We start from the raw sequence: 19,702 nt of genomic DNA, 5'->3' as shown, positions 1-19,702 counted from the left end.
CCGCCTGGCATCCAATATCTTAATTTTTATTTTAGCACAACTCTCCGCATTCAAAAGAGAAAGTTTTGTGTCCGCGCTCCCTTCGTCAGACTGAAAGAAAAGAAGGTCAGGTACAAGCGTCCCTGACCCTCCCCCGCTTCAGCAGCCCAAACCGTCGACTCTGCATACCGCCGCTCGCACGGAATAATGCCACCAATTTCCTGTTCATCACAACTGCCGCCTCCATCAATTTTCAATCTATTACAGCGACGCAGGAGAGCCTGAGCTCTCCTGCGCTGTGTACTGCAATTCACTGTATCGCTTTTCTGTGTATCTCAGTTCCTGCCGCGAGGCCGAACTCTGCTCACTGCTCCTTCCGCTTTCCACCAAGGAGCGCCCATGCGCCCGCCATCAGGGCAAGTACTGCAAGCAGCTCTCCGAGAGGTGCGGCTCTCTCTCCGGTCTTCGGCAGTCTGCCGCTGCGCCCAGTAGTGGGTGCTGCCGGAGCTGCGGGCTCAGGAGTTACCGGAATCGGATTCAGTCCCGGACCTGCCGGAACAGTGCTACCGCCATTATGACGATGTCCGCCGCTGCTTGAGCTACCGCCACCCGAGCTGCTGCCGCCTGAGTTGTTCGGCTTATCCGGGGTCTTCGGATCATCCGGCTTATCCGGGGTATCTGTCTTCGTTCCGGTATTGGTGATCTCAAAGCTCAGTCCCTTCTTCGTCTCAATCGGATCGGAGACCTTGCTCTCATAGCCCGCCGGAACCTTGATCTCCTCGACAGTCCAGACAACCTGATCCTCAATACCAAAGATCTTCTTAAAGAAGTCCTCGATGCCCTCAACAATATCGTTCACGATATCGCCGTCCAGCAGCTTGCCGTTCTCATCCACCAGTGCATCGCTCGGGGTAAGCCCCTTGAGATGCTGTGCGTTTGCCTTCGAGGCCGCATTGGACTTCGTGCCGACGATCAATGCCTCCGCCTGCTTCCGCGCGTCAGATTTCGATGCGTCGGACATGGTGGCAAAGAGCTTGTTGCCTGTGATGACCTTGTACCAGCCGTCCTGCTTTGTGAGCTCGTACTCATGCACAAGCTCCTCGACGACCTCGCCGTCCGCGGAGCCTCTGTGCGGCACAAGCTTCACCTTTACGGAAGCCGGGCGCTTCTTCTCGTCGTCCTTCTGCCAGCTCTTCTTGATGATGATGCTCTGCTCTGCGTCCTCTCTGTAGTTCACGATCAGCGCAGTGACAGCACCATTTCCGGTGATGCTTCCCGTCGTGCCGAGACCCGCATAGTCCTCGACATAGCCACGCGGCATATTGGTATTGGAGGTGAGCTCCTCCACATAGTAGCCCGTGCCATCCGGGATTCCGGCAATGCTGATGATATCATTCGCCGGAATGCTGAGGTCTGTGTAATATCTATAGTAGTTCTCGCCGTTCTGCTTCGGGTTGTTTCCTGCATTTGTCCACGGAAGTGTATTAAACTGTGAAGCAATCAGCGGCTCCCGCCCCGCTTCCCCTGCCGGAAGCGCATCAAGCCACACGCGCACCGGGAACTTATCTGTATTATTCTGCTCCTCGCCGTCCTTTCCGACGACGACCTTCTTGATGTTCAGGATGCCTGTGGTGTCACGAACCGCTACTGTCAGCCATATCCACTGCTTCTCATCGTCAGACTTATCTCTGAGAATCCAGTCGGTTCCGTCTTCCTTGAGAAGCTCAGAATTGATGCCGTCTGCCTGCACGCCGCGCCAGCTGAAGCGGAAGGGAATCACGTTGTTGCCAAACTTCGCAGTGGAGGACATGGAACCGTCCAGTGTGGCCTTCACTGTCAGCTGTCTAGCCGCCTCCGGAGCCTCCGCGACCTTCACGCCCCTGATGTTGAGAGTGAGAATATCTGCAGTCGCTTCCTTGATGCGACGAGCGAGCTCCGCGTAGGTCTTGATGCCCTTCGCGTCCTTCAGCTTCATGTCGATATGAAGCTTATTATTTTTAACGGTCGGTGCGCCGTCAATCTCAAAGCTCTCCTCGCTGCCGCTGCCTGTCTTCAGCTCATAGGCCGCGCTGTCTGTCGGGAAGATGAGGCCCGGATCGATTTTTACATCGACGTGAAAGCTGCTCTCCGTATCAGAGAGGCTGATCTCCTGCTGAACGTCCGGGGACAGTTTGTGATACTGTTCTTCAATCTCCCCCATCTGCTTCTTGATGCTGCTCACATCCACAATCGCCTGATAATTCAGAAGGTCGCCGCGGTTCACGGGGTAAACAGCCTTGTGCTCCGTATCAAACTCTGTATCGCTGTCTCGCTGCACAAGGATATCTGTCGGCAGGTACTGCGTAGGAGCCTCCTGAACCTTCAGGGTCTCAACGGTCAGCTGAATGGTTCCGTATGGATTGTTATCCTTCAGTTTAAAATCGGTTCCGTCCTTAGAGTTGCCACCCTCGTCAGGAATCGTTGTATCCTGCTTAGCAACCCAGTCAAAGTTGAATGGCTGCGCATTTGATGGGTCATCCCCTTTGTACGCATTTGCCTTCATAGAGCCTTTCACTGTTCCGACGGTCTTCAGCAGTTGGTTCTCCAGAACATCTTCAGCGACCTCCACTCCCTCAACGGTGAGTGTCAGAATCTTCTCCGTATTCTCCTGAATCGCCTTGGAGAGCGCCGCATAGCTTGTCTTTGCATCGCCATCAACCAGTTCTATCGTGAGTGTGACTATACCTGTTTCTGGTTTTACCTCTACGGTGTTGAGCTTAAAAGCAGAGCTTCCTGCAAAAGAATATTTCTTATCGTCTTTGGGGAATTCAAGCCCCTCGTCGTACTGAATCGTAACTGTGAACTTACTCTCGGTATCTTTCAGCTTGATGGAATTCAGGAAGGCAGTCAGCTCCTCGCCCTTCTTGCCCTTGGCCTTGAGCTCCTCAACTTTCTTCATCTGCTCCTGAATGCCGCTGACATCGAGGGTCGCCTTGTAGGTCAGCTTATCTCCTGCCTTCACCGGGAAGAACGCGTCATGCTCTGTATCGAAATCCTCGCTGCCATACTTTGCCACAAGGATATCGCCAAAAATCTCTGCATTTGGCGCTCCGTCCACCAGAAGGGTGAGAGAAATCTGATCCAGATTGTTTGGATTCTCAGCGTCCGCTCCGCCCGCTTTCTGCTTTGCGCTGGCCCAGGTGATCTCAGGATAAAAACTGTTTCCACTTAGGGTAGCAAGGGAACTCATGGATCCCTTCACTTCTCCAGTGAGCTTCAATGTCCCCTGTGCATCGTTTGCCACTGCGACTCCGCTCACATCAAGTTTCAGCTGCGGAAGAGTGTTATCATGAATTGCCTCATAGAGATCCGCATAAGTTGTGATCTTATCTCCCTCAAACTTCATGGTAAGGGTGACTTGAGTATCCGTGACCACCGGATTCTCCAGAACAAATTTCGCAGTATCTGCGCCATCTTTCTGGCTGGTCAGCTTATAGGCAGTTACTTCCTTCGGGAAGGCAAGTCCCTCCGGCACCGCAAATGTCGTAACAAAACTACTCTCTGTATCTTTCAGTAGCATGGTTTTTCTGGCTTCCACCAACTCTTCCGCTGTCAAACCAGCTAATTTATCTTTTTCAATGTCCTCCATCTGCTTCTGCACAGGTGAGACATCCAGAAGCGCCTGAATATCCAGCTTTTGACCCGGCCTTACAGGAAACGCCTCATCGCTCTCCGTGTTATAATCCTCTTCTCCGCTCTTCCTTACCAAAAGATCACCCTCGAGAGGATCTCCATTAAGAGGAATTCTATTGGGCTTAACTGCATTCAGCAGCTCCCGCTGAACAGAGGAGGGAGCGAATGCCACAGAAGTTCGTACCCACCTTCCAAACCTAAAAGATTTGTCCGTGCCGCTGATGCTTGCTTTATACTCCGAAACTTTTGTCCCCGCCGGAACAGTCCCTGAATACTTGACTATGAAACCAATATCCCCTTTTCCATGCGTCTTGTCAGCCTTATAGTATTGACTGAGTGTGTTCAGATCTAACACGGAAGCGTCCGAACCGCCCGCAAAGTTAATATAGCCGATTGCAGTATTATCTGTTATAGTGGAAGCTTTGATGTAAGCGTCTTCTTTCCCTAGTTCCGACGCCACTAAAATCTTAGAATCCTTTATAGGGGTGATGCTGTCTACTTTTAAACCCGAAGGCAATTTAAACTCAAGGGGCACAGAATCTGCTGCCTTTCGAGTAACGAAAGCTCCTCCCGCCCCGAAACCTACCGCTGCGTCTACTGTACCTATAACACTACTGAGCATATCTGTAACAGAAACTTTAACTTCTATTGTTCCTTTTATCTCAGTATCAAAAACTGTAATCCCATTTGAATCTGCATTTATATCTATTGCTTTTGCTTTTGTCGCAGTATCTAGATTAACAGTTGCTTTGTCGCCAGCCGCCCATGCCGTCAGTCCGTTCACCGGCACCGCCGTCAGGAGCATCATCAGCGACATGATGAATGCCATTAATTTTCGTTTCACTCTATCACCTCCTATAACAGGAATTATTTATATATAGTTGATCTAATCATACTCTAAACATATGTTACTTGCAATCCTTCATCCCGCTTTTCTTAAGATTTTCAAAATATTTTCGCCGATCCGCAGACACCCACAGATGCAGAGAGAGCCGGGGTTCCGTCCGGCTCTCTCTGCTTCTGTAACATTTACTTCATCTGTTTTGCAACTTCCTCAGCGAAGTTCTCAGACTTGTGCTCGAGGCCCTCTCCGGTCTCGTAGCGGACAAAGCCCCTGACTGTGATCTTCGCATTGTTCGCCTTTGCGACAGAGGCAGCGTACTGTGCAACGGTCTGCTTGCTGTCCTCCGCCTTCACATAGGCCTGATCCAGAAGGCAGATCTCCTTCAGCTCCTTCGCAAGGCGGCCCTGAACTGCGCCCTGAATCACCTTCTCCGGCTTTCCGGCCATCTTCGGATCGTTTGCAATCTGGGAGGCGAGGATCTCTCTCTCCTTCTCGAGATAAGCCTGATCCACCTCAGCGTCACTGGTGTAGAGCGGCTTCAGCGCTGCCACCTGCATCGCGATGTTCTTTGCCATCTCATGAACCGCATCGTTCACAACATCGGACTCAATGTCCACAAGAACGCCGATCTTCCCGCCGGCATGGATATAGGACTCAATGAAGCCATTCTCCTCGTGCATCTGCCGGAAGCGGCGGATGTTCATGTTCTCTCCGATGATGGAGATCATGCTGGAGAGCTGCTCCTTCACGGTGAGGGCGGTATCGCCCGCCCAGGGCTCTGCAAAGAAAGCCTCGAGATCTGCCGCGCCGGTGGTGAGTGCCTGCTTTGCGACCTCTGCGACATAGCCGCGGAACTTCTCGTTCTTTGCGACAAAATCGGTCTCTGCATTGACCTCAACGACAACCGCGTCGTGTCCGCACTCGGAGACAAGCGCCTCTACCATGCCCTCAGCCGCGATTCTTCCGGCCTTCTTCTGTGCGCCGGCCAGTCCCTTCTCGCGAAGGAAGTCGATCGCCTTCTCCATATCTCCCTCGGTCGCCGCAAGAGCCTTCTTGCAGTCCATCATTCCGGCGCCGGTTGCCTCTCTGAGTTCCTTTACCATTGCTGCTGTTACTGCCATTTTGTTTTCTCCTTATCGCTTGCTTAACTGTAAGATGCGGGCGGAACTTCTTCCTCCCGCACCTGTAGTATCCACAGTGATTTATATTTTTTCAGGCTCTTACTGCGCATTTGCCTGAAGAGCCTCAGCCAGTGCCTCAGCCGGCGTATCGCCGCCCTCGTTCACCACCTGTGCCTGCTCCTCATTGCCCTGATTGGCCTCGATAACCGCATCCGCCATCTTGGAGACGATGAGTCTCACAGCGCGGATCGCGTCGTCGTTGCCCGGGATCACGTAGCTCAGCTCCTCCGGATCGCAGTTGGTATCCGCGATGCCGATGAGCGGGATGTGCAGTGCGTGTGCCTCCGCAACGCAGATGCGCTCCTTCTTCGGGTCGATGATGACAATCGCATCCGGGATCTTCTTCATGGTCTTGATGCCGCCGATATTCTTCTCGAGCTTCTCCCACTCCTTCTTGAGTGCGGTGACTTCCTTCTTCGGCAGAACATCGAAGGTCCCGTCCTGGCTCATCTCCTCGATCTGATACAGTCTCTTGATTCTGGACTGAATGGTCTTGAAGTTGGTGAGCATGCCGCCGAGCCAGCGCTCGTTGACATAGTACATACCGCAGCGCTGCGCCTCTTCCTTGATCGCATCCTGCGCCTGCTTCTTGGTGCCGACAAAGAGGATGGAGCCGCCGTTTGCGGCGATGTCCACAACTGCCTTGTAGGCATCGTCCACCATGCCCACGGTCTTCTGCAGATCAATGATGTGAATGCCGTTGCGCTCTGTGTAGATGTACGGCGCCATCTTGGGGTTCCAGCGTCTGGTCTGATGACCGAAGTGAACTCCCGCCTCGAGTAACTGCTTCATAGATACAACACCCATTTTACTATACCTCCTGAGGTTTTTTCATCCGTCCGTTTCCTCTCACGGCACGACTGCCGGGTAAGCAGCACCTGCGCCTCGATCCGCGAACGTGTCTTTTGGCTCTTCGGAGCCTGCAACTTTGTAAATATATCATAAAATCATCACGGCAACAAGCCTGAAAGCCGAAAGTTTCCGGCTCTTTTTTGGCATGATCCGCATCAGCAGAGAGCTGCCGGCGAAAACACCGATGCTCAGAGCTGCGCGCTCTGCTTTGTCCTGCCGCCCTTTGCGCTGACTTTATTGATCTCATCAAACACTGCGTCGTTCAGTACCTTGATGTAGGTGCCTCGCATGCCGCTGGAACGGCTCTCGATGACGCCCGCGCTCTCAAACTTCCTCAGCGCATTGACAATGACAGAGCGGGTGATGCCGACGCGGTCTGCGATCTTGCTCGCCACAAGTATGCCCTCGTTCCCCTTCAGCTCGCTGAAGATATGCGTGACTGCCTCCATCTCGGAGAAGCTCAGCGTGGAGATGGCGCCGCGGACAATCTGTATCTTCCGGTTCTCCTCCGCATACTCCTCATTTACGCTCTGACGCATCGCCATGCCGATGACGGTTGCGGCGTACTCGCTGATGATGATGTCGTCGATGTCAAAGCCGCCGCCGATGCGGTAGGCAAAGAGCGTGCCGAGACGCTCGCCCGCGATGAAGACGGGTGACACGATCGCCTGATGCGTCTGCACTGCGTCCATATCAAAGCCCAAAGTCTCGAGATTTACATTCTCCTTGGTCGAGAGTATGGAGAGAAGACGCTCATTCAAAAGCGGATCCACAAACTCTCCGAGAGTCTCGGGCATCAGTGTGCCGAGCTCATCCTTCTTCTCATGCTTGCCCTCTCCGAGTATCTTGCCCTTCTTGCTGATCACAAGTGCGCTGCCCTCGAGGATCTCGCTCAGGATCTCACAGATATCGCTGAAGATCACCTTGCTCGAATTGCTGTTCTGAAGCAGTTGATTGATTTTTCTTGTCTTATCAAGTAATTGTACGCTCATTTTCTCCTCCGCTGCGATGTCTTACCCCGGTTGTGCCGATACAGAGCAGAACTGACGAAAAACAAAGCTGAATTCTCTTACTTTCAGTGTCGCTTTCAGATTTTAACACGATTTGTCGGAGGCTACAAGTGGTATTCCCGCCTCTTCCGGGATTTATTCCTCAGACGCGGCATTTTCACTGTGCCCGCAGGCAGTGTTTGAGCAGAGATGCCTGCTGCCCCGCAGCACCATGTAGCTTCCGCAGACCGGGCAGGGCTTTGCCACCGGGCGCGCCCAGCTCATGAAATCACAGTCCGGACTGTTCTCACAGCCGTAGTAAATGCGCCCCTTCTTGCTGCGCTTTAAGACCAGCTCTCCGCCGCACTTCGGGCACTTCACGCCGATCTTCTCAAAATAGGGCTTGGTGTTTCTGCAATCCGGAAAGCCCGGGCAGGCGAGGAACTTGCCGTGCGGGCCGTACTTTATGACCATGCGCCGGCCGCAGAGCTCACAGAGCTCATCGCTCTCCTCATCCGCGATTTTGACGCTCTCCAGGGTCTTCTCCGCCCTCTGCACCGCCTCATCCAGATCGGGGTAGAAATTCTCCACCACGGTCTTCCAGGCAGTTTTCCCCTCACCGACGGAATCCAGAAGCTGCTCGAGATTCGCTGTGAAGCTCGGGTCAACGACCGCCGGGAAGGAATCCACCATCATCCGGTTTACGACCTGTCCCAGCTCGGTCACATAGAGATTTTTCTGTTCCTTGGTGACATAGCGACGCGCCAATATGGTGGTGATCGTCGGCGCATAGGTGCTCGGTCTGCCGATGCCCTGCTCCTCCATCGCCTTTACAAGGCTGGCCTCGGTATAGTGCGCCGGGGGCTGGGTGAAGTGCTGCTCCTTCTGAAAGGCGATTTTCTTCAGCTTCTGGCCCTCTAAAAGCTTTGAGAGTGCCGCGTTCGCACTGTTCTTCTCCTCATCGCCATCTGTGTACACGTCCATAAAGCCCGGGAACTTCAGAGAGGATCCGGAGAGCTGGAAGCTGTGTCCGGCGCAGCCGGTCTTTACGGAAATGGTGGCATAGACCGCCGGCTTCATGCGGCTCGCCGTGAAGCGCTTCCAGATGAGCTGATAGAGACGGAACTGGTCGCGCGAAAGAGAGGGCTTCACCTCCGCCGGAGAAAGCTGCATATTGACAGGGCGTATCGCCTCATGTGCGTCCTGTATCTTCTGCTGTCCCTTTGCACTTCGCTGCTGCTCTGCGACATAGTTCTCTCCGAAATGCTCTGCGATATACTGCCTCGCCGCGCTGTCCGCCTCCTCCGCGACGCGGGTGCTGTCGGTTCGAAGATAGGTGATGAGGGCGATGGTTCCGCGCCCCTTGATCTCGACTCCCTCGTAGAGCTGCTGCGCAATGCGCATGGTCTTCTGTGTGGAGAAATTCAGTGTCTTGCTGGCCTCCTGCTGCAGTGTGGAGGTCGTAAAGGGAAGCGGCGCTCTGCGGATGCGCTCGCTGCGACGGATCTCCTGCACAGTAAACTCCTGTCTGCCGCAGTCAGCGATGACTGCGAGACAGTCCGCCTCTGTCTTTAATTCCGCCTTCACACCGTCTTTTCCATAGTATTTCGCTGTGAGCGGCTTCTTCATCCCCTCCGGCAGGAGCTCTGCCTCCAGCGACCAGTACTCCTGCGGGATGAAGGCCTCAATCTCTGCCTCTCTGTCGCAGATCATGCGGAGCGCGACAGACTGCACACGTCCGGCGGAGAGGCCGCGCTTTACCTTGGCCCAGAGGAGAGGGCTGATGCGATAGCCCACCATTCGATCCAGTATACGGCGGGTCTGCTGCGCGTCCACGAGATCCATATCGAGCTCCCGGGGATGCTTCAGGGACTCGCGCACTGCGTTCTTTGTGATCTCATTGAAGGTGATGCGGCATACCTTTTTATCGGTCTCGTCCAGCTTCAGGGCCTTCATGAGATGCCAGCTGATCGCCTCGCCCTCGCGGTCCGGGTCCGTCGCGAGATAGATCTTATCCGCCTTTTTTACTTCTTTTCTGAGCTTGGCAAGCACATCTCCCTTGCCCCGGATCGTGATATACTTCGGCTCATAGCCGTGCTCCACATCGATCCCCAGCTGTGATTTCGGCAGATCGCGGACATGACCATTACTCGCGTCCACGATATAATTGCTGCCCAGAAACTTTTTGATGGTCTTCACCTTTGCGGGAGACTCAACGATAACAAGATTTGAAGCCATAAAACTACATACTCCATTTCTACTATTTATTTGATAATTGCACGAATCCACTGCGGGGCTCTTCGCGCAAAGACAGTTCGAGGAGACTTATACAACATTTCTGCATACTTTGCAAGTGCCAGCCTGTATTCGCAGTCCTGCGACAGTGTGGTATAATCACTTCATACATATACCCGCGGGGCATCAGCATTACCCGCTTTAAGAAAGGAAGCTATATGGCACTGGATGGAATTTCCATCGCAGCTCTCGTAAAGGAGCTGAAGGAAAGCATTGAGGGCGGACACATCTCAAAGATTGCGATGCCTGAAAAAAATGAGCTTTTTCTCACAGTTAAAAACCACGCGAAGGCCTGGCGTCTGCTCATCTCCTCCGACGCCGCGCTGCCGCTGATCTATCTCACAGAGAACAACAAGCCTTCTCCGCTCATCGCCCCCGGCTTCTGTATGCTTCTGAGAAAGCACATCGGCTCCGGACGCATCACGGAGGTGAGCCAGGCCGGGCTGGAGCGCATCCTCTGCTTTAAGACAGAGCAGCTGAATGAGCTAGGAGATCTCACGGAGAAGCGGCTCTATGTGGAGCTCATGGGGAAATACTCAAATATCATTTTTACGGACGCGGACGATGTCATCATAGACAGCATGAAGCATGTTCCCGCATCGCTCAGCTCTCTCCGCGAGGTTCTTCCGGGACGCAGCTACTACCTTCCGGAGCAGCTAAAGAAGCTGGATCCGCTCGACATGACGGAGGAACAATTCTGCGGGGCGCTGCGAGCTGCGGGAGGGCAGTCTCTGGATCGCGCCATCTGCGCGACGCTCTCCGGCATCTCCCCTCTCTTCTCAGGGGAGTTTCTGCATGAGGCGGATCTGGAGCCCCGGATGACCGCCGAGACACTTTCCGGGGCGCAGCGAAGCCAGCTGTTCCGTATCATCTCCTTATATATGGAAGAGATCCGCGCGGGGCGCTTCTCCCCTGTCATGTATCTGAGGGATGGCTCGCCGGAGGAATATGCCGCGCTGCCGCTCTCGGCCTTCCACGCGGAGGGCTACACAGAAAAACAGTACAGCTCCATGAGTCAGCTGCTCTTTGATTACTACTCACTCCGGAACAGCGTCAACCGGATACGCCAGAAAAGTGCAGATCTCCGAAAGCTTGTGCAGAACCATCTGGAACGCAGCTCGCGGAAATATATTCTTCAGGAGAAGCAGCTCCGTGACAGTGAAAAGAAGGAAAAATTCCGGGTCTGGGGCGATCTTCTGAACACCTACGGCTATACGCTGCAGGGGGGAGAGAGGGAGCTTGTGTGCGAGAACTACTATGATGAAAACCGGGAGATACGCATCCCGCTGGATGCGCAGCTCAGTGCCGCACAGAACGCAAAGAAGTACTATGAGCGCTACGCAAAGCTGAAGCGCACGGAAGAGGCCGTCAGCGAGGAGATCGAGAAGACCCGCCGGGAGACAGAGCATCTCTCCAGCATACTCACGGCGCTGGATCTCGCCACTGAGGAGAGTGATTTAAATCAGATCAAGGCGGAGCTGACGGAGTACAAATACCTGCGGCGGCATCTCGCGGGGCGAAAAAAAGAGAAGCTCATCTCCAGTCCGCTGCACTTTGTGTCCAGCGACGGCTTCGATATTTATGTCGGAAAAAATAATTACCAGAATGAGGAGATCACCTTCCGGCTCGCATCCGGCAGCGACTGGTGGTTTCACGCAAAGGGCATTCCCGGCTCCCATGTGGTGGTGAAGTGCGGGAATCAGGAGCTTCCGGACCGGACATTTGAGGAGGCTGCGGGACTCGCCGCCTACTACTCCAAGGGGCGCGCCGGAGAAAAGGTCGAGGTGGATTATATTCAGCGGCGCTTTGTAAAGAAGGTGAACGGAGGGCCTCCAGGCTTCGTGATCTACCACACAAACTGGTCCATGATGGCAAAACCCACTGCAAGTACAGGAAAGGCTTGAGCCGCTTCGCGGCTTGCTGAAACGCACTCATGACGCTCAGACAGTGCTTATTCGCAGCCGCTTCGCGGCTTGCTGAAACGCACTCATGACGCTCAGACAGTGCTTATTCGCAGCCGCTTCGCGGCTTGCTGAAACGCACTCATGTCGCTCAGACAGTGCTTATTCGCAGCCGCTTCGCGGCTTGCTGAAACGCACTCATGTCGCTCAGACAGTGCTTATTCGCAGCCGCTTCGCGGCTTGCTCATACCGTGCTCACGCACTATATAAACCGGGAGCCGCATGGGGATTTCTGCAAGCAGAATCCTCCATGCGGCTCCCGGTTTATGCACTGTCTTCGCTAAACGCTTACATCATTCCTCCCATGCCGGGGGCGCCTGCCGGCATAGCCGGTGCGGGCTCCTTGATGGTAGCAACTGCGGTTTCTGTGGTGAGCAGGGTGCTTGCGACGCTGGTCGCGTTCTCAAGCGCTGTTCTGGTGACCTTTGCGGGATCCAGAATGCCCTCTTCCACCATATCGACGTACTCCTCGCGATAAGCGTCAAAGCCTGTGCCCTTCTTTGCCTCTCTGACCTTATTTACGATCACTGCGCCCTCAAGGCCTGCATTTTCCGCGATGTAGTAGAGCGGGGACTCCAGCGCCTTCATGACAATCTTTGCGCCGGTCTTCTCATCGCCCTCAAGGCTCTCCACAAGCTTCTCAATCTCCTTTGCAGCATTGATATAAGCTGTACCGCCGCCTGCGACGATGCCTTCCTCAACTGCCGCTCTGGTTGCGTTCAGCGCGTCCTCCATTCTGAGCTTTGCTTCCTTCATCTCTGTCTCGGTAGCCGCGCCGACACGAATCACTGCGACACCGCCGGAGAGCTTCGCAAGACGCTCCTGCAGCTTCTCCTTGTCAAAATCAGAGGTGGTCTCCGCGAGCTGCGCCTTGATCTGTGCAGTGCGCGCATCAATATCTGCCTTCTGGCCCATGCCGTCCACGATCACGGTATTTTCCTTCGTGACCTTCACAGACTTCGCACGACCGAGCTGAGCCATTCTGGCATCCTTCAGCTCAAGGCCCAGCTGCTCGCTGATCACGGTACCGCCGGTCAGAATTGCGATATCCTGAAGCATTTCCTTTCTTCTGTCTCCGTAACCCGGAGCCTTGACTGCGACAACATTGAAGGTTCCGCGCAGCTTGTTCACAATCAGTGTGGTGAGAGCCTCACCCTCGACGTCCTCCGCGATGATGAGGAGCTTTGCACCGCTCTTCACGACCTCCTCAAGCAGCGGGAGCACCTCCTGAATATTGCCGATCTTCTTGTCCGTGATGAGAATGTAGGGATCGTCAAGTGTCGCCTCCATCTTCTCCATATCGGTCGCCATGTAAGCGGAAATATAGCCTCTGTCGAACTGCATACCCTCAACGAGATCCAGCTCGGTCTTCATGGTCTTGGACTCCTCAATGGTGATCACGCCGTTGTTTGTGACCTTCTCCATCGCGTCTGCAACCATCTCTCCAACCTCGTCACTGGAGGCTGAAATTGCGGCGACTCTTGCGATCTGCTTCTTGCCCTCAATCGGCTGAGACATCGCCTTGATGGTCTCTACCGCCTTGTCGCAGGCCTTCTTCATACCCTTTCTCAGAATGATCGGGTTGGAGCCGGCAGCGATATTCTTCACGCCCTCATTGATCATCGCCTGTGCAAGCACAGTCGCAGTGGTGGTTCCATCACCCGCTACATCGTTGGTCTTGGTTGCGACCTCCTTCACGAGCTGCGCACCCATGTTTGCAAAAGCATCCTCCAGCTCAATCTCCTTTGCGATGGTCACGCCGTCGTTCGTGATGAGCGGAGAACCATAAGCCTTATCCAGGACAACATTTCTGCCCTTCGGTCCGATTGTCACTCTGACAGTATCTGCCAGCTCATTTACACCCTTTACCAGCGCCTCTCTTGCCTCTACGCCGTACTTAATTTCCTTAGCCATGGTATTCTCCTTTTATTCAGATATTCTGACTGCGGCTACCGGCAGCCTCCCGCCGATTTTTTTAACGCGGCTGATGCCGGCACACAGCGTTGTTTTTGTCTGTTCTGTTTACTGCATAATCGCGAGTATATCGCTCTGCTTAATTACGATGTACTTCTCGCCGTCCAGCTCCACATCGGAACCGGCATACTTGGAATACAGAACCTTGTCGCCTTCCTTCACCTGCATCTTGACTTCCTTGCCATCCACAACACCGCCCGGTCCCACAGCGACGATCTCGCCCTGACCCGGCTTCTCCTTATCACCCTGACCCGGAAGCACGATTCCGGAAGCAGTGGTCTCTTCTTCCACCATCTTTTTCAGAACAACGCGATCAAATAAAGGTACAAGCTTCATATTTTATAGCCTCCTTATGCAGTTTTTCGACCGGCCCGGGCCGTTTTTCTTCCTGACCCTCTCGCTCCGGTTGTCTTTTTCTTTCAACAAATGCAGTTATAACATGGTTTATTAGCAGTGTCAAGTGCTGAGTGCTAATTCACCTATAATTTTAATTCCCCGAAGAAACTCTGCTCTTCTGCTCTCCATAAAAAAACTCTCACATGAACCAATCACAAGGTCCATTGGAAGCTTTATGGCACAGAAAGCGAACGTAAAGATCCATGATGGAAAACTGGAAATCATAGAAGAAGGAAGATGGGAGAAATTTGTTTCCCAGGTCGATCAAATAACCTTCTCCGCGAAAACAGCTCTGAAAAACGGCCAGAAAGTCTATTATATTACCGAGCGTGCGGTATTCCGACTGACCAGCCAGGGCCTTGAACTCACGGAAATTGCTCCCGGTATACATTCATTAACCAACGCTTTCCAGAGTGCATAGCTCTGGAAGGCGTTATTGTCTTTCATATCGCACTCTCCCGACTGGACCTGCAAATCTACACCCACAAACGCATAAAAATATGTTATTATAATTTTACAATTCTGTAATAATAACCGGATGAACCCACGCATACATCCACGGGAGACAACATGAAAAAACACTTATACACAGCGGCGCTGGCCCTCTGTCTCAGTACGGCTCTGACACTCAGCGCACTCGCAGCAGGCCACTGCACCCAGAAGAGCTATGAGAGCTATAAAGCGGAAAATGTCGGCAGCGGGCTCAGCGAAAACGACCTTGCGGCCTACTATTACTATGAGCACCAGTATCAGGGACGGGATTTCACTGAGGACTTTTTAAACCAGATACGGGCGCAGTATGACCGCATTTCTTCGAATCCCGTCCCCGAGACAGCCAAAGCAGAAATGCTTGTCGTGGAGGTTCCCGTCTGGAAGCTCTCAAACGGCGAAAAGGTTTCCTCCACCGCACGCATTGAGATTCTTTCCTCCCTTTCAGAGGATGTTCAGGCCATCTTCACCGAGATATACAACGGTCCGGAGAAGTTCCCGATCAACAGTGTCAGCGGCTATCAGTGGCGCGGAAATGACCTTAACAGCCTGCACAGCAGCGGCTGCGCCATTGATATCAACCCGAATGAAAACCCGCAGATGGCGGAGGACGGCTCCAGGGCGCTTGTCGGAAACAGATGGGAGCCCGGCATTAACCCCTACTCCATACGCCCGGACGGCGATGTGTGCCACGCCTTCGGCGCACGCGGGTGGGGCTGGGGCGCAGGCTTCCGGCAGGCCGACTACATGCATTTTGAGTTCTGAGAGATCATTGATGCAATCCGCGCCTCTCTGAATCTATTTTTACAGACTTTTCGGGGTGCGCTGTCCTTTCACTCTTTATTTTTTGCCAAGTGCGTATTAGAATAGTAGCAATCGTTGATATAGAAAGGAGTTTCTGCCATGGGTAAAAAATTAGGTAAGCTCTTCAGTCTCGCAATCATCTCAGGAGTCGCAGCTGCCGCTGTCTCCTATTACCGCCAGTATCACGAATTTCACAAGGATCTCGACGAGGAATTCCACGATTTTGAGGATGAGGGGGAGGAGAATTTTTCCGAATCCACTGCAGCTGCAAATCGCAACTATGTCTCACTGAACGCCAATAAGGATGAATTCACCGTGGCTGCAAAGGACACCTTTGAGGCAGCGAAAGGAATGGCGAGCTCCGCAAAGGAGATGCTGAAGGACGTGGGACATATTATCGCTGACAATATGCGCGACAGCGGCTTTGTCGCGAGCGATACCGCAAAGCAGACCGCAGAAAAGGTGAAGGATGCTGCGGATAAGCTGAAGAGCGCGGTTTCCAGTGAACGGGCTGAAAATGAAGAGGATTTTGCAGACCATCTCAGCTCTGCCGCTGACCATGCCTTCGCAGAGGACACGGAGGTTGCTGCTGATTCAGTGAGGGAGAATGCAGAGGATCTCGCTGAGACTGTCTCTGAAAAGACCGAAGAGGTGCAGGAGAAAGCAGCGCAGGCTGCTGAGGAGATCAGAAAAAGCACAACCAGCATTATCGAAGAGGAATAAAAAGTTGCGCCGCCTCGACACAGACGCCGGCGGCTGATAGCGGTATGAATCAGGAGACCGGCATTCGGAGCAAAGGCTCTGATATGTCGGTCTCTTTTTTGTCCTGTCACTCAAACAGGAGAGTTCTGTCCTGCACACTTTGTTTCTGAGTCGCAGATTAATGTTTCCGCGCCGCCTGGCGCACGCCGCTCAGATCGAAATCCGGGATGAAGGCTGTCCCCCTGCTGTCAGGCTCCTGAACATAGCCATTTCGAAATCCCCGCTGCTCAAGATATGCCTCCGCTCTCTCCCGCTCCCGCCGCGTGAGTCCCCGATTCAGCTCGGGATACTCCGGCAGCTTCCAGAGCGGTGTGTACTGAAACATCAGACTGATCCAGCTTTCCGTGCCGAAGCGCTCTGCGATTCCATCCAGCACAGCAAAGGTATTTTTCAGATGCAAAGGCAGCACGAGGTGCCGTATCATCACCCCGCGTTCCATCATGCCGCGCCCATTCAGCTTCGGTATTCCGCACTGACGCAGCATCTCCTCCACCGCCTGAAACGCGCGTTCCGGGTAATCTTCCGCACCGGAAAAGCGGCGGGCGAGCTCCGGATCTGCATATTTGATATCGGGGAGCCAGACATCGACCAGCCCTTCCAGCGCGCGCAGGGTCTCCACGCTCTCATAACCTCCGCAGTTATAGAGCACAGGTATCCCCGGCCGGTATATGTAAAGCGCCTCTGCGATCTGCGCTGCGTAGTGTGTCGGGGTCACAAGATTGATATTGTTCGCTCCCTGCTCCTCCAGCTCACGGAATATCTCCGCGAGCCGTCGCACGCTGATCTCCTCTCCGAACTGTTCCTGACTCAGTGCGCGGTTCTGGCAGAACACACAGCGCAGGCTGCAGCCGGAGAAGAACACCGTGCCGGATCCCTCACTGCCGCTGATGCAGGGTTCCTCGCCATAATGAAGCGCCGCTCTTGCAATGCGAAGCCGGGCTCCGCTTCCGCAGGCGCCCGGCCCCTTCGTCCTGTCCGCAGCACAGCGGCGCGGACAGAGCGTACATTTTTTCATATCTGAAACCATCTCACGCCTTCGGGAGCTTAAAAGAGCTCTTCAAAGATACGATGCGGTTGAACACCAGCTTTTCCGCTGTGGAATCCTTTGCATCAACGCAGAAGAAGCCGTTTCGCACAAACTGATAGCTGTCGTAGGCCTTTGCCCTCTCAAAATTCGGCTCTAGCTTGCAGTCCTTCAATATCGTCAGGGAGTTCGGATTCAGATTCAGATTGCCCTCGGCGTCGAGCTTTCCCTTCTCCTCATCCACAATATTCTCATACAGGCGGCACTCTGCCTGCACCGCAGTCGGCGCATAGACCCAATGTATGGTTCCCTTCACCTTTCGCCCGTTAAAGCCGCTTCCGCTCTTTGTCTCCGGATCATAGGTACAGTGTATCGCCGTGATCTTGCCGTCCTCATCCTTGTCCACGCCGACGCAGGTCACAAAGTAAGCACCCATGAGACGCACCTCATTGCCCGGGAAGAGGCGGAAATACTTCCGCGGCGGGATCTCCATGAAGTCCTCTTCCTCTATCCAGAGTTCACGCCCAAAGGGCAGCATGCGCTCTCCGAGCTCCGGATTTTCAAGGTTGTTCGGCATGGGCAGAAGCTCAGTCTGTCCCTCCGGATAGTTGTCAATGATCAGCTTCAACGGATGCAGCACCGCCATCATGCGGGAGCGCTTCAGCTTCAGATCCTCGCGGATGCAGTACTCCAGCATCGCGTAATCCACAGAGGAATTGGCCTTGGACACACCACAGAGCTCCACAAACCGGCGTATGGACTCCGGCGTATAGCCGCGCCGCCTCAGCGCCGCAATGGAGACGAGACGCGGATCGTCCCAGCCATCCACAATTCCGTCCTCAACGAGTTTCTTGATGTAGCGCTTCCCGGTCACGACATTCGTGAGATAGAGCTTCGCGAACTCGATCTGACGCGGCGGCTCCTCAAACTCGCACTCCTGCACGACCCAGTCATAGAGCGGTCTGTGATCCTCAAACTCAAGGGTACAGATCGAATGGGTGATGTGCTCGATCGCGTCCTCAATCGGATGTGCAAAATCGTACATCGGATAGATGCACCACTTATCTCCCGTATTCTGATGGGACATATGGGCGATGCGGTAGATAACCGGATCACGCATATTGATGTTCGGAGACGCCATGTCGATCTTTGCGCGAAGCACGCGCGCGCCATCCTCGTACTTTCCCTCCTTCATTTCCGTAAAGAGCTTCAGATTCTCCTCCACAGAGCGGTTTCTGTACGGGCTCTCCCGGCCGGGCGTGTTGAAGTCCCCGCGGTACGCACGGATCTCCTCTGCGCTGAGATCGCAGACAAAGGCCTTGCCCTTCCGGATCAGCTTCAGCGCACACTCATACATCTCGTCAAAATAGTTGGAGGCAAAGAACACTCTGTCCTCAAACTTTGCGCCGAGCCACTCCACATCCGCGCGGATGGACTCGACAAACTCCCACTTCTCCTTGGTGGGATTTGTGTCATCATAGCGAAGATTAAACTTCCCGCCATATTTCTCCGCGAGTCCATAATTTAGAAGTATGGACTTCGCATGGCCTATGTGCAGATAGCCGTTCGGTTCCGGCGGAAAACGGGTCTGTACATGACTGTACACCCCCTCTGCGAGATCCTTATCTATCTCCTGCTCTATGAAATTGCTTTCCTTTCTCTCCTCTAAAGCTTCCCCGGCTGTCACAATATTCTCTCTGCTCTCTTCGCTCATGCTTCCTCCCGTATTTACTTATGGTTAATGCCTGTGACACCCCAGCCGTCGTCCGAGCGGCTGATCACAATATTTGGCTTTCCTCCGTCTCTGGAAATCACCAGAGAGGAATCTGCCGCCTCAACAGACATCAGATCTGTCCCTGTCACTGCTTCTACAAACTCCGGTGTAAAGATCTGCTCCGCAGTAAACTGCTGCAAAAGCTCCTCCTCACTCGTGACCTCTGTTCCGCTTCCTATTCCTACATAGAGCGGAAAATCCGCATAGCTCGCAAGCCCCTGCAGATTCTTCTCCCGCACACAGAGTATCACATTACCCGCCGCGGCCAGCGCATCCGCATCCCCGCAGCGCGTTGCTTTATCCTCCGCCCTCAGAAGGACAAAATGCCCTTCCTCCATGCGTCCTGTGAGCTTCACGCCGTGTCCGGTGACTACGCCGTTCGCGAGACCGGACATATCCGCCTTCTCCTTTGCCGACGCTCCCGTCGCAATGGTGAGAAGCTCTCCCTGCTCTGTCTGAACCGTCAGCTCATTCATGGTTGCGGCGACAATTACGGCCTGAAGCTCCCGCTCATGAGTCTCCTCTGTCTCCGCCGTCTGAGATGCAGTCGCTTCCGTCTGCTGCGCAGCGCTGCTCTGCTGCTTCGCTTCCGTCTCTGCGGGCTTCTTTTGTCCGCAGCCCACAAGGCACAGGAATGCTGTTACCAGCACTGCTGTCCAAATCAGCTGTTTTTTCACTCCACACCTCCATTCCACAAGAGCCTTGA

14 protein-coding genes are annotated in these 19,702 nt (G+C 53.9%); 4 read left to right on the top strand and 10 right to left on the bottom strand.

All coding sequences use genetic code 11. The annotated features are described in order from the left end of the window. Positions 1–343: 343 nt before the first annotated feature. The 5 genes from J2S20_RS06610 to topA form a co-directional block, all read right to left on the bottom strand. Entirely contained in the window at positions 344–3,727 is a 3,384-nt protein-coding gene (locus J2S20_RS06610; RefSeq protein ID WP_307254387.1) for an LPXTG cell wall anchor domain-containing protein, read from the bottom strand. A 953-nt stretch (positions 3,728–4,680) separates the two neighbouring features. Next, positions 4,681–5,616 carry a translation elongation factor Ts gene (tsf, locus tag J2S20_RS06605; RefSeq protein WP_106612318.1) on the bottom strand — a complete coding sequence of 312 codons (936 nt, stop codon included), beginning with the start codon at positions 5,614–5,616 and terminating at the stop codon, positions 4,681–4,683. A 99-nt stretch (positions 5,617–5,715) separates the two neighbouring features. Further along, entirely contained in the window at positions 5,716–6,483 is a 768-nt protein-coding gene (rpsB, locus tag J2S20_RS06600) for a 30S ribosomal protein S2 (protein WP_106612319.1), read from the bottom strand. 233 nt (positions 6,484–6,716) lie between these two features. Then, positions 6,717–7,520 (bottom strand): GTP-sensing pleiotropic transcriptional regulator CodY, encoded by an 804-nt coding sequence (gene codY, locus J2S20_RS06595; RefSeq protein ID WP_307254384.1) that lies wholly within the window; start codon positions 7,518–7,520, stop codon positions 6,717–6,719. A 153-nt stretch (positions 7,521–7,673) separates the two neighbouring features. After that, positions 7,674–9,755, bottom strand: a complete 2,082-nt coding sequence (gene topA, locus J2S20_RS06590) for a type I DNA topoisomerase (protein WP_307254381.1) — start codon at positions 9,753–9,755, stop codon at positions 7,674–7,676. A gap of 215 nt (positions 9,756–9,970) precedes the next feature. Between topA and J2S20_RS06585 the strand changes: the two genes are divergently transcribed. Then, positions 9,971–11,716, top strand: a complete 1,746-nt coding sequence (locus J2S20_RS06585; RefSeq protein ID WP_307254379.1) for an Rqc2 family fibronectin-binding protein — start codon at positions 9,971–9,973, stop codon at positions 11,714–11,716. Between the two features lie 345 nt (positions 11,717–12,061). Here J2S20_RS06585 and groL read toward each other — a convergent pair whose 3' ends face one another. Beyond that, entirely contained in the window at positions 12,062–13,687 is a 1,626-nt protein-coding gene (groL, locus tag J2S20_RS06580; protein ID WP_106612922.1) for a chaperonin GroEL, read from the bottom strand. A 108-nt stretch (positions 13,688–13,795) separates the two neighbouring features. Further along, complete coding sequence (locus J2S20_RS06575; protein ID WP_106612921.1) at positions 13,796–14,083, bottom strand: co-chaperone GroES; 288 nt, start codon at positions 14,081–14,083, stop codon at positions 13,796–13,798. Positions 14,084–14,318: 235 nt separating this feature from the next. On the opposite strand from J2S20_RS06575, the gene J2S20_RS06570 reads away from it, so the two are divergent. From J2S20_RS06570 to J2S20_RS06560, 3 genes are all read left to right on the top strand, one after another. After that, a complete protein-coding gene (locus tag J2S20_RS06570) occupies positions 14,319–14,564 on the top strand; it encodes a hypothetical protein (protein WP_307254377.1) in 246 nt (81 codons plus the stop codon). Between the two features lie 149 nt (positions 14,565–14,713). Then, positions 14,714–15,397, top strand: a complete 684-nt coding sequence (locus J2S20_RS06565) for a M15 family metallopeptidase (protein ID WP_307254375.1) — start codon at positions 14,714–14,716, stop codon at positions 15,395–15,397. A gap of 138 nt (positions 15,398–15,535) precedes the next feature. Continuing rightward, the gene (locus J2S20_RS06560) at positions 15,536–16,159 is read left to right on the top strand and encodes a hypothetical protein (protein WP_307254373.1); all 624 of its coding nucleotides are present in this window, start codon (positions 15,536–15,538) and stop codon (positions 16,157–16,159) included. 157 nt (positions 16,160–16,316) lie between these two features. Here the strand turns inward: J2S20_RS06560 and J2S20_RS06555 are convergent, their stop codons facing one another. The 3 genes from J2S20_RS06555 to J2S20_RS06545 are packed head-to-tail and all read right to left on the bottom strand — an operon-like array spanning position 16,317 to position 19,673. Next, positions 16,317–17,213: a radical SAM protein gene (locus tag J2S20_RS06555; RefSeq protein ID WP_307254371.1), complete on the bottom strand. Its 897-nt coding sequence runs from the start codon at positions 17,211–17,213 to the stop codon at positions 16,317–16,319. A 13-nt stretch (positions 17,214–17,226) separates the two neighbouring features. Then, positions 17,227–18,936 carry a glutamine--tRNA ligase/YqeY domain fusion protein gene (locus tag J2S20_RS06550; RefSeq protein ID WP_307254369.1) on the bottom strand — a complete coding sequence of 570 codons (1,710 nt, stop codon included), beginning with the start codon at positions 18,934–18,936 and terminating at the stop codon, positions 17,227–17,229. Between the two features lie 14 nt (positions 18,937–18,950). Then, positions 18,951–19,673, bottom strand: coding sequence for an LptM family lipoprotein (locus tag J2S20_RS06545; protein ID WP_106612915.1), 723 nt, complete (start codon positions 19,671–19,673; stop codon positions 18,951–18,953). Between the last annotated feature and the right edge of the window lie 29 nt (positions 19,674–19,702).

The sequence above is a fragment of the Moryella indoligenes genome (assembly GCF_030812885.1).
Lineage (GTDB): Bacteria > Bacillota > Clostridia > Lachnospirales > Lachnospiraceae > Moryella > Moryella indoligenes.
Note: the sequence above shows the minus strand (reverse complement) of the source record. Positions and strands in the feature narration are given on the sequence as shown.

Bases quoted from the DNA above. Each gene is read 5' to 3' on its own strand.
- J2S20_RS06570 (WP_307254377.1), top strand. From the start codon at position 14,319: ATGGCACAGAAAGCGAACGTAAAGATCCATGATGGAAAACTGGAAATC.
- groL (WP_106612922.1), bottom strand. From the start codon at position 13,687: ATGGCTAAGGAAATTAAGTACGGCGTAGAGGCAAGAGAGGCGCTGGTA.
- J2S20_RS06550 (WP_307254369.1), bottom strand. From the start codon at position 18,936: ATGAGCGAAGAGAGCAGAGAGAATATTGTGACAGCCGGGGAAGCTTTA.
- J2S20_RS06560 (WP_307254373.1), top strand. From the start codon at position 15,536: ATGGGTAAAAAATTAGGTAAGCTCTTCAGTCTCGCAATCATCTCAGGA.
- J2S20_RS06575 (WP_106612921.1), bottom strand. From the start codon at position 14,083: ATGAAGCTTGTACCTTTATTTGATCGCGTTGTTCTGAAAAAGATGGTG.
- topA (WP_307254381.1), bottom strand. From the start codon at position 9,755: ATGGCTTCAAATCTTGTTATCGTTGAGTCTCCCGCAAAGGTGAAGACC.
- J2S20_RS06565 (WP_307254375.1), top strand. From the start codon at position 14,714: ATGAAAAAACACTTATACACAGCGGCGCTGGCCCTCTGTCTCAGTACG.
- J2S20_RS06555 (WP_307254371.1), bottom strand. From the start codon at position 17,213: ATGAAAAAATGTACGCTCTGTCCGCGCCGCTGTGCTGCGGACAGGACG.
- codY (WP_307254384.1), bottom strand. From the start codon at position 7,520: ATGAGCGTACAATTACTTGATAAGACAAGAAAAATCAATCAACTGCTT.
- J2S20_RS06585 (WP_307254379.1), top strand. From the start codon at position 9,971: ATGGCACTGGATGGAATTTCCATCGCAGCTCTCGTAAAGGAGCTGAAG.
- rpsB (WP_106612319.1), bottom strand. From the start codon at position 6,483: ATGGGTGTTGTATCTATGAAGCAGTTACTCGAGGCGGGAGTTCACTTC.
- tsf (WP_106612318.1), bottom strand. From the start codon at position 5,616: ATGGCAGTAACAGCAGCAATGGTAAAGGAACTCAGAGAGGCAACCGGC.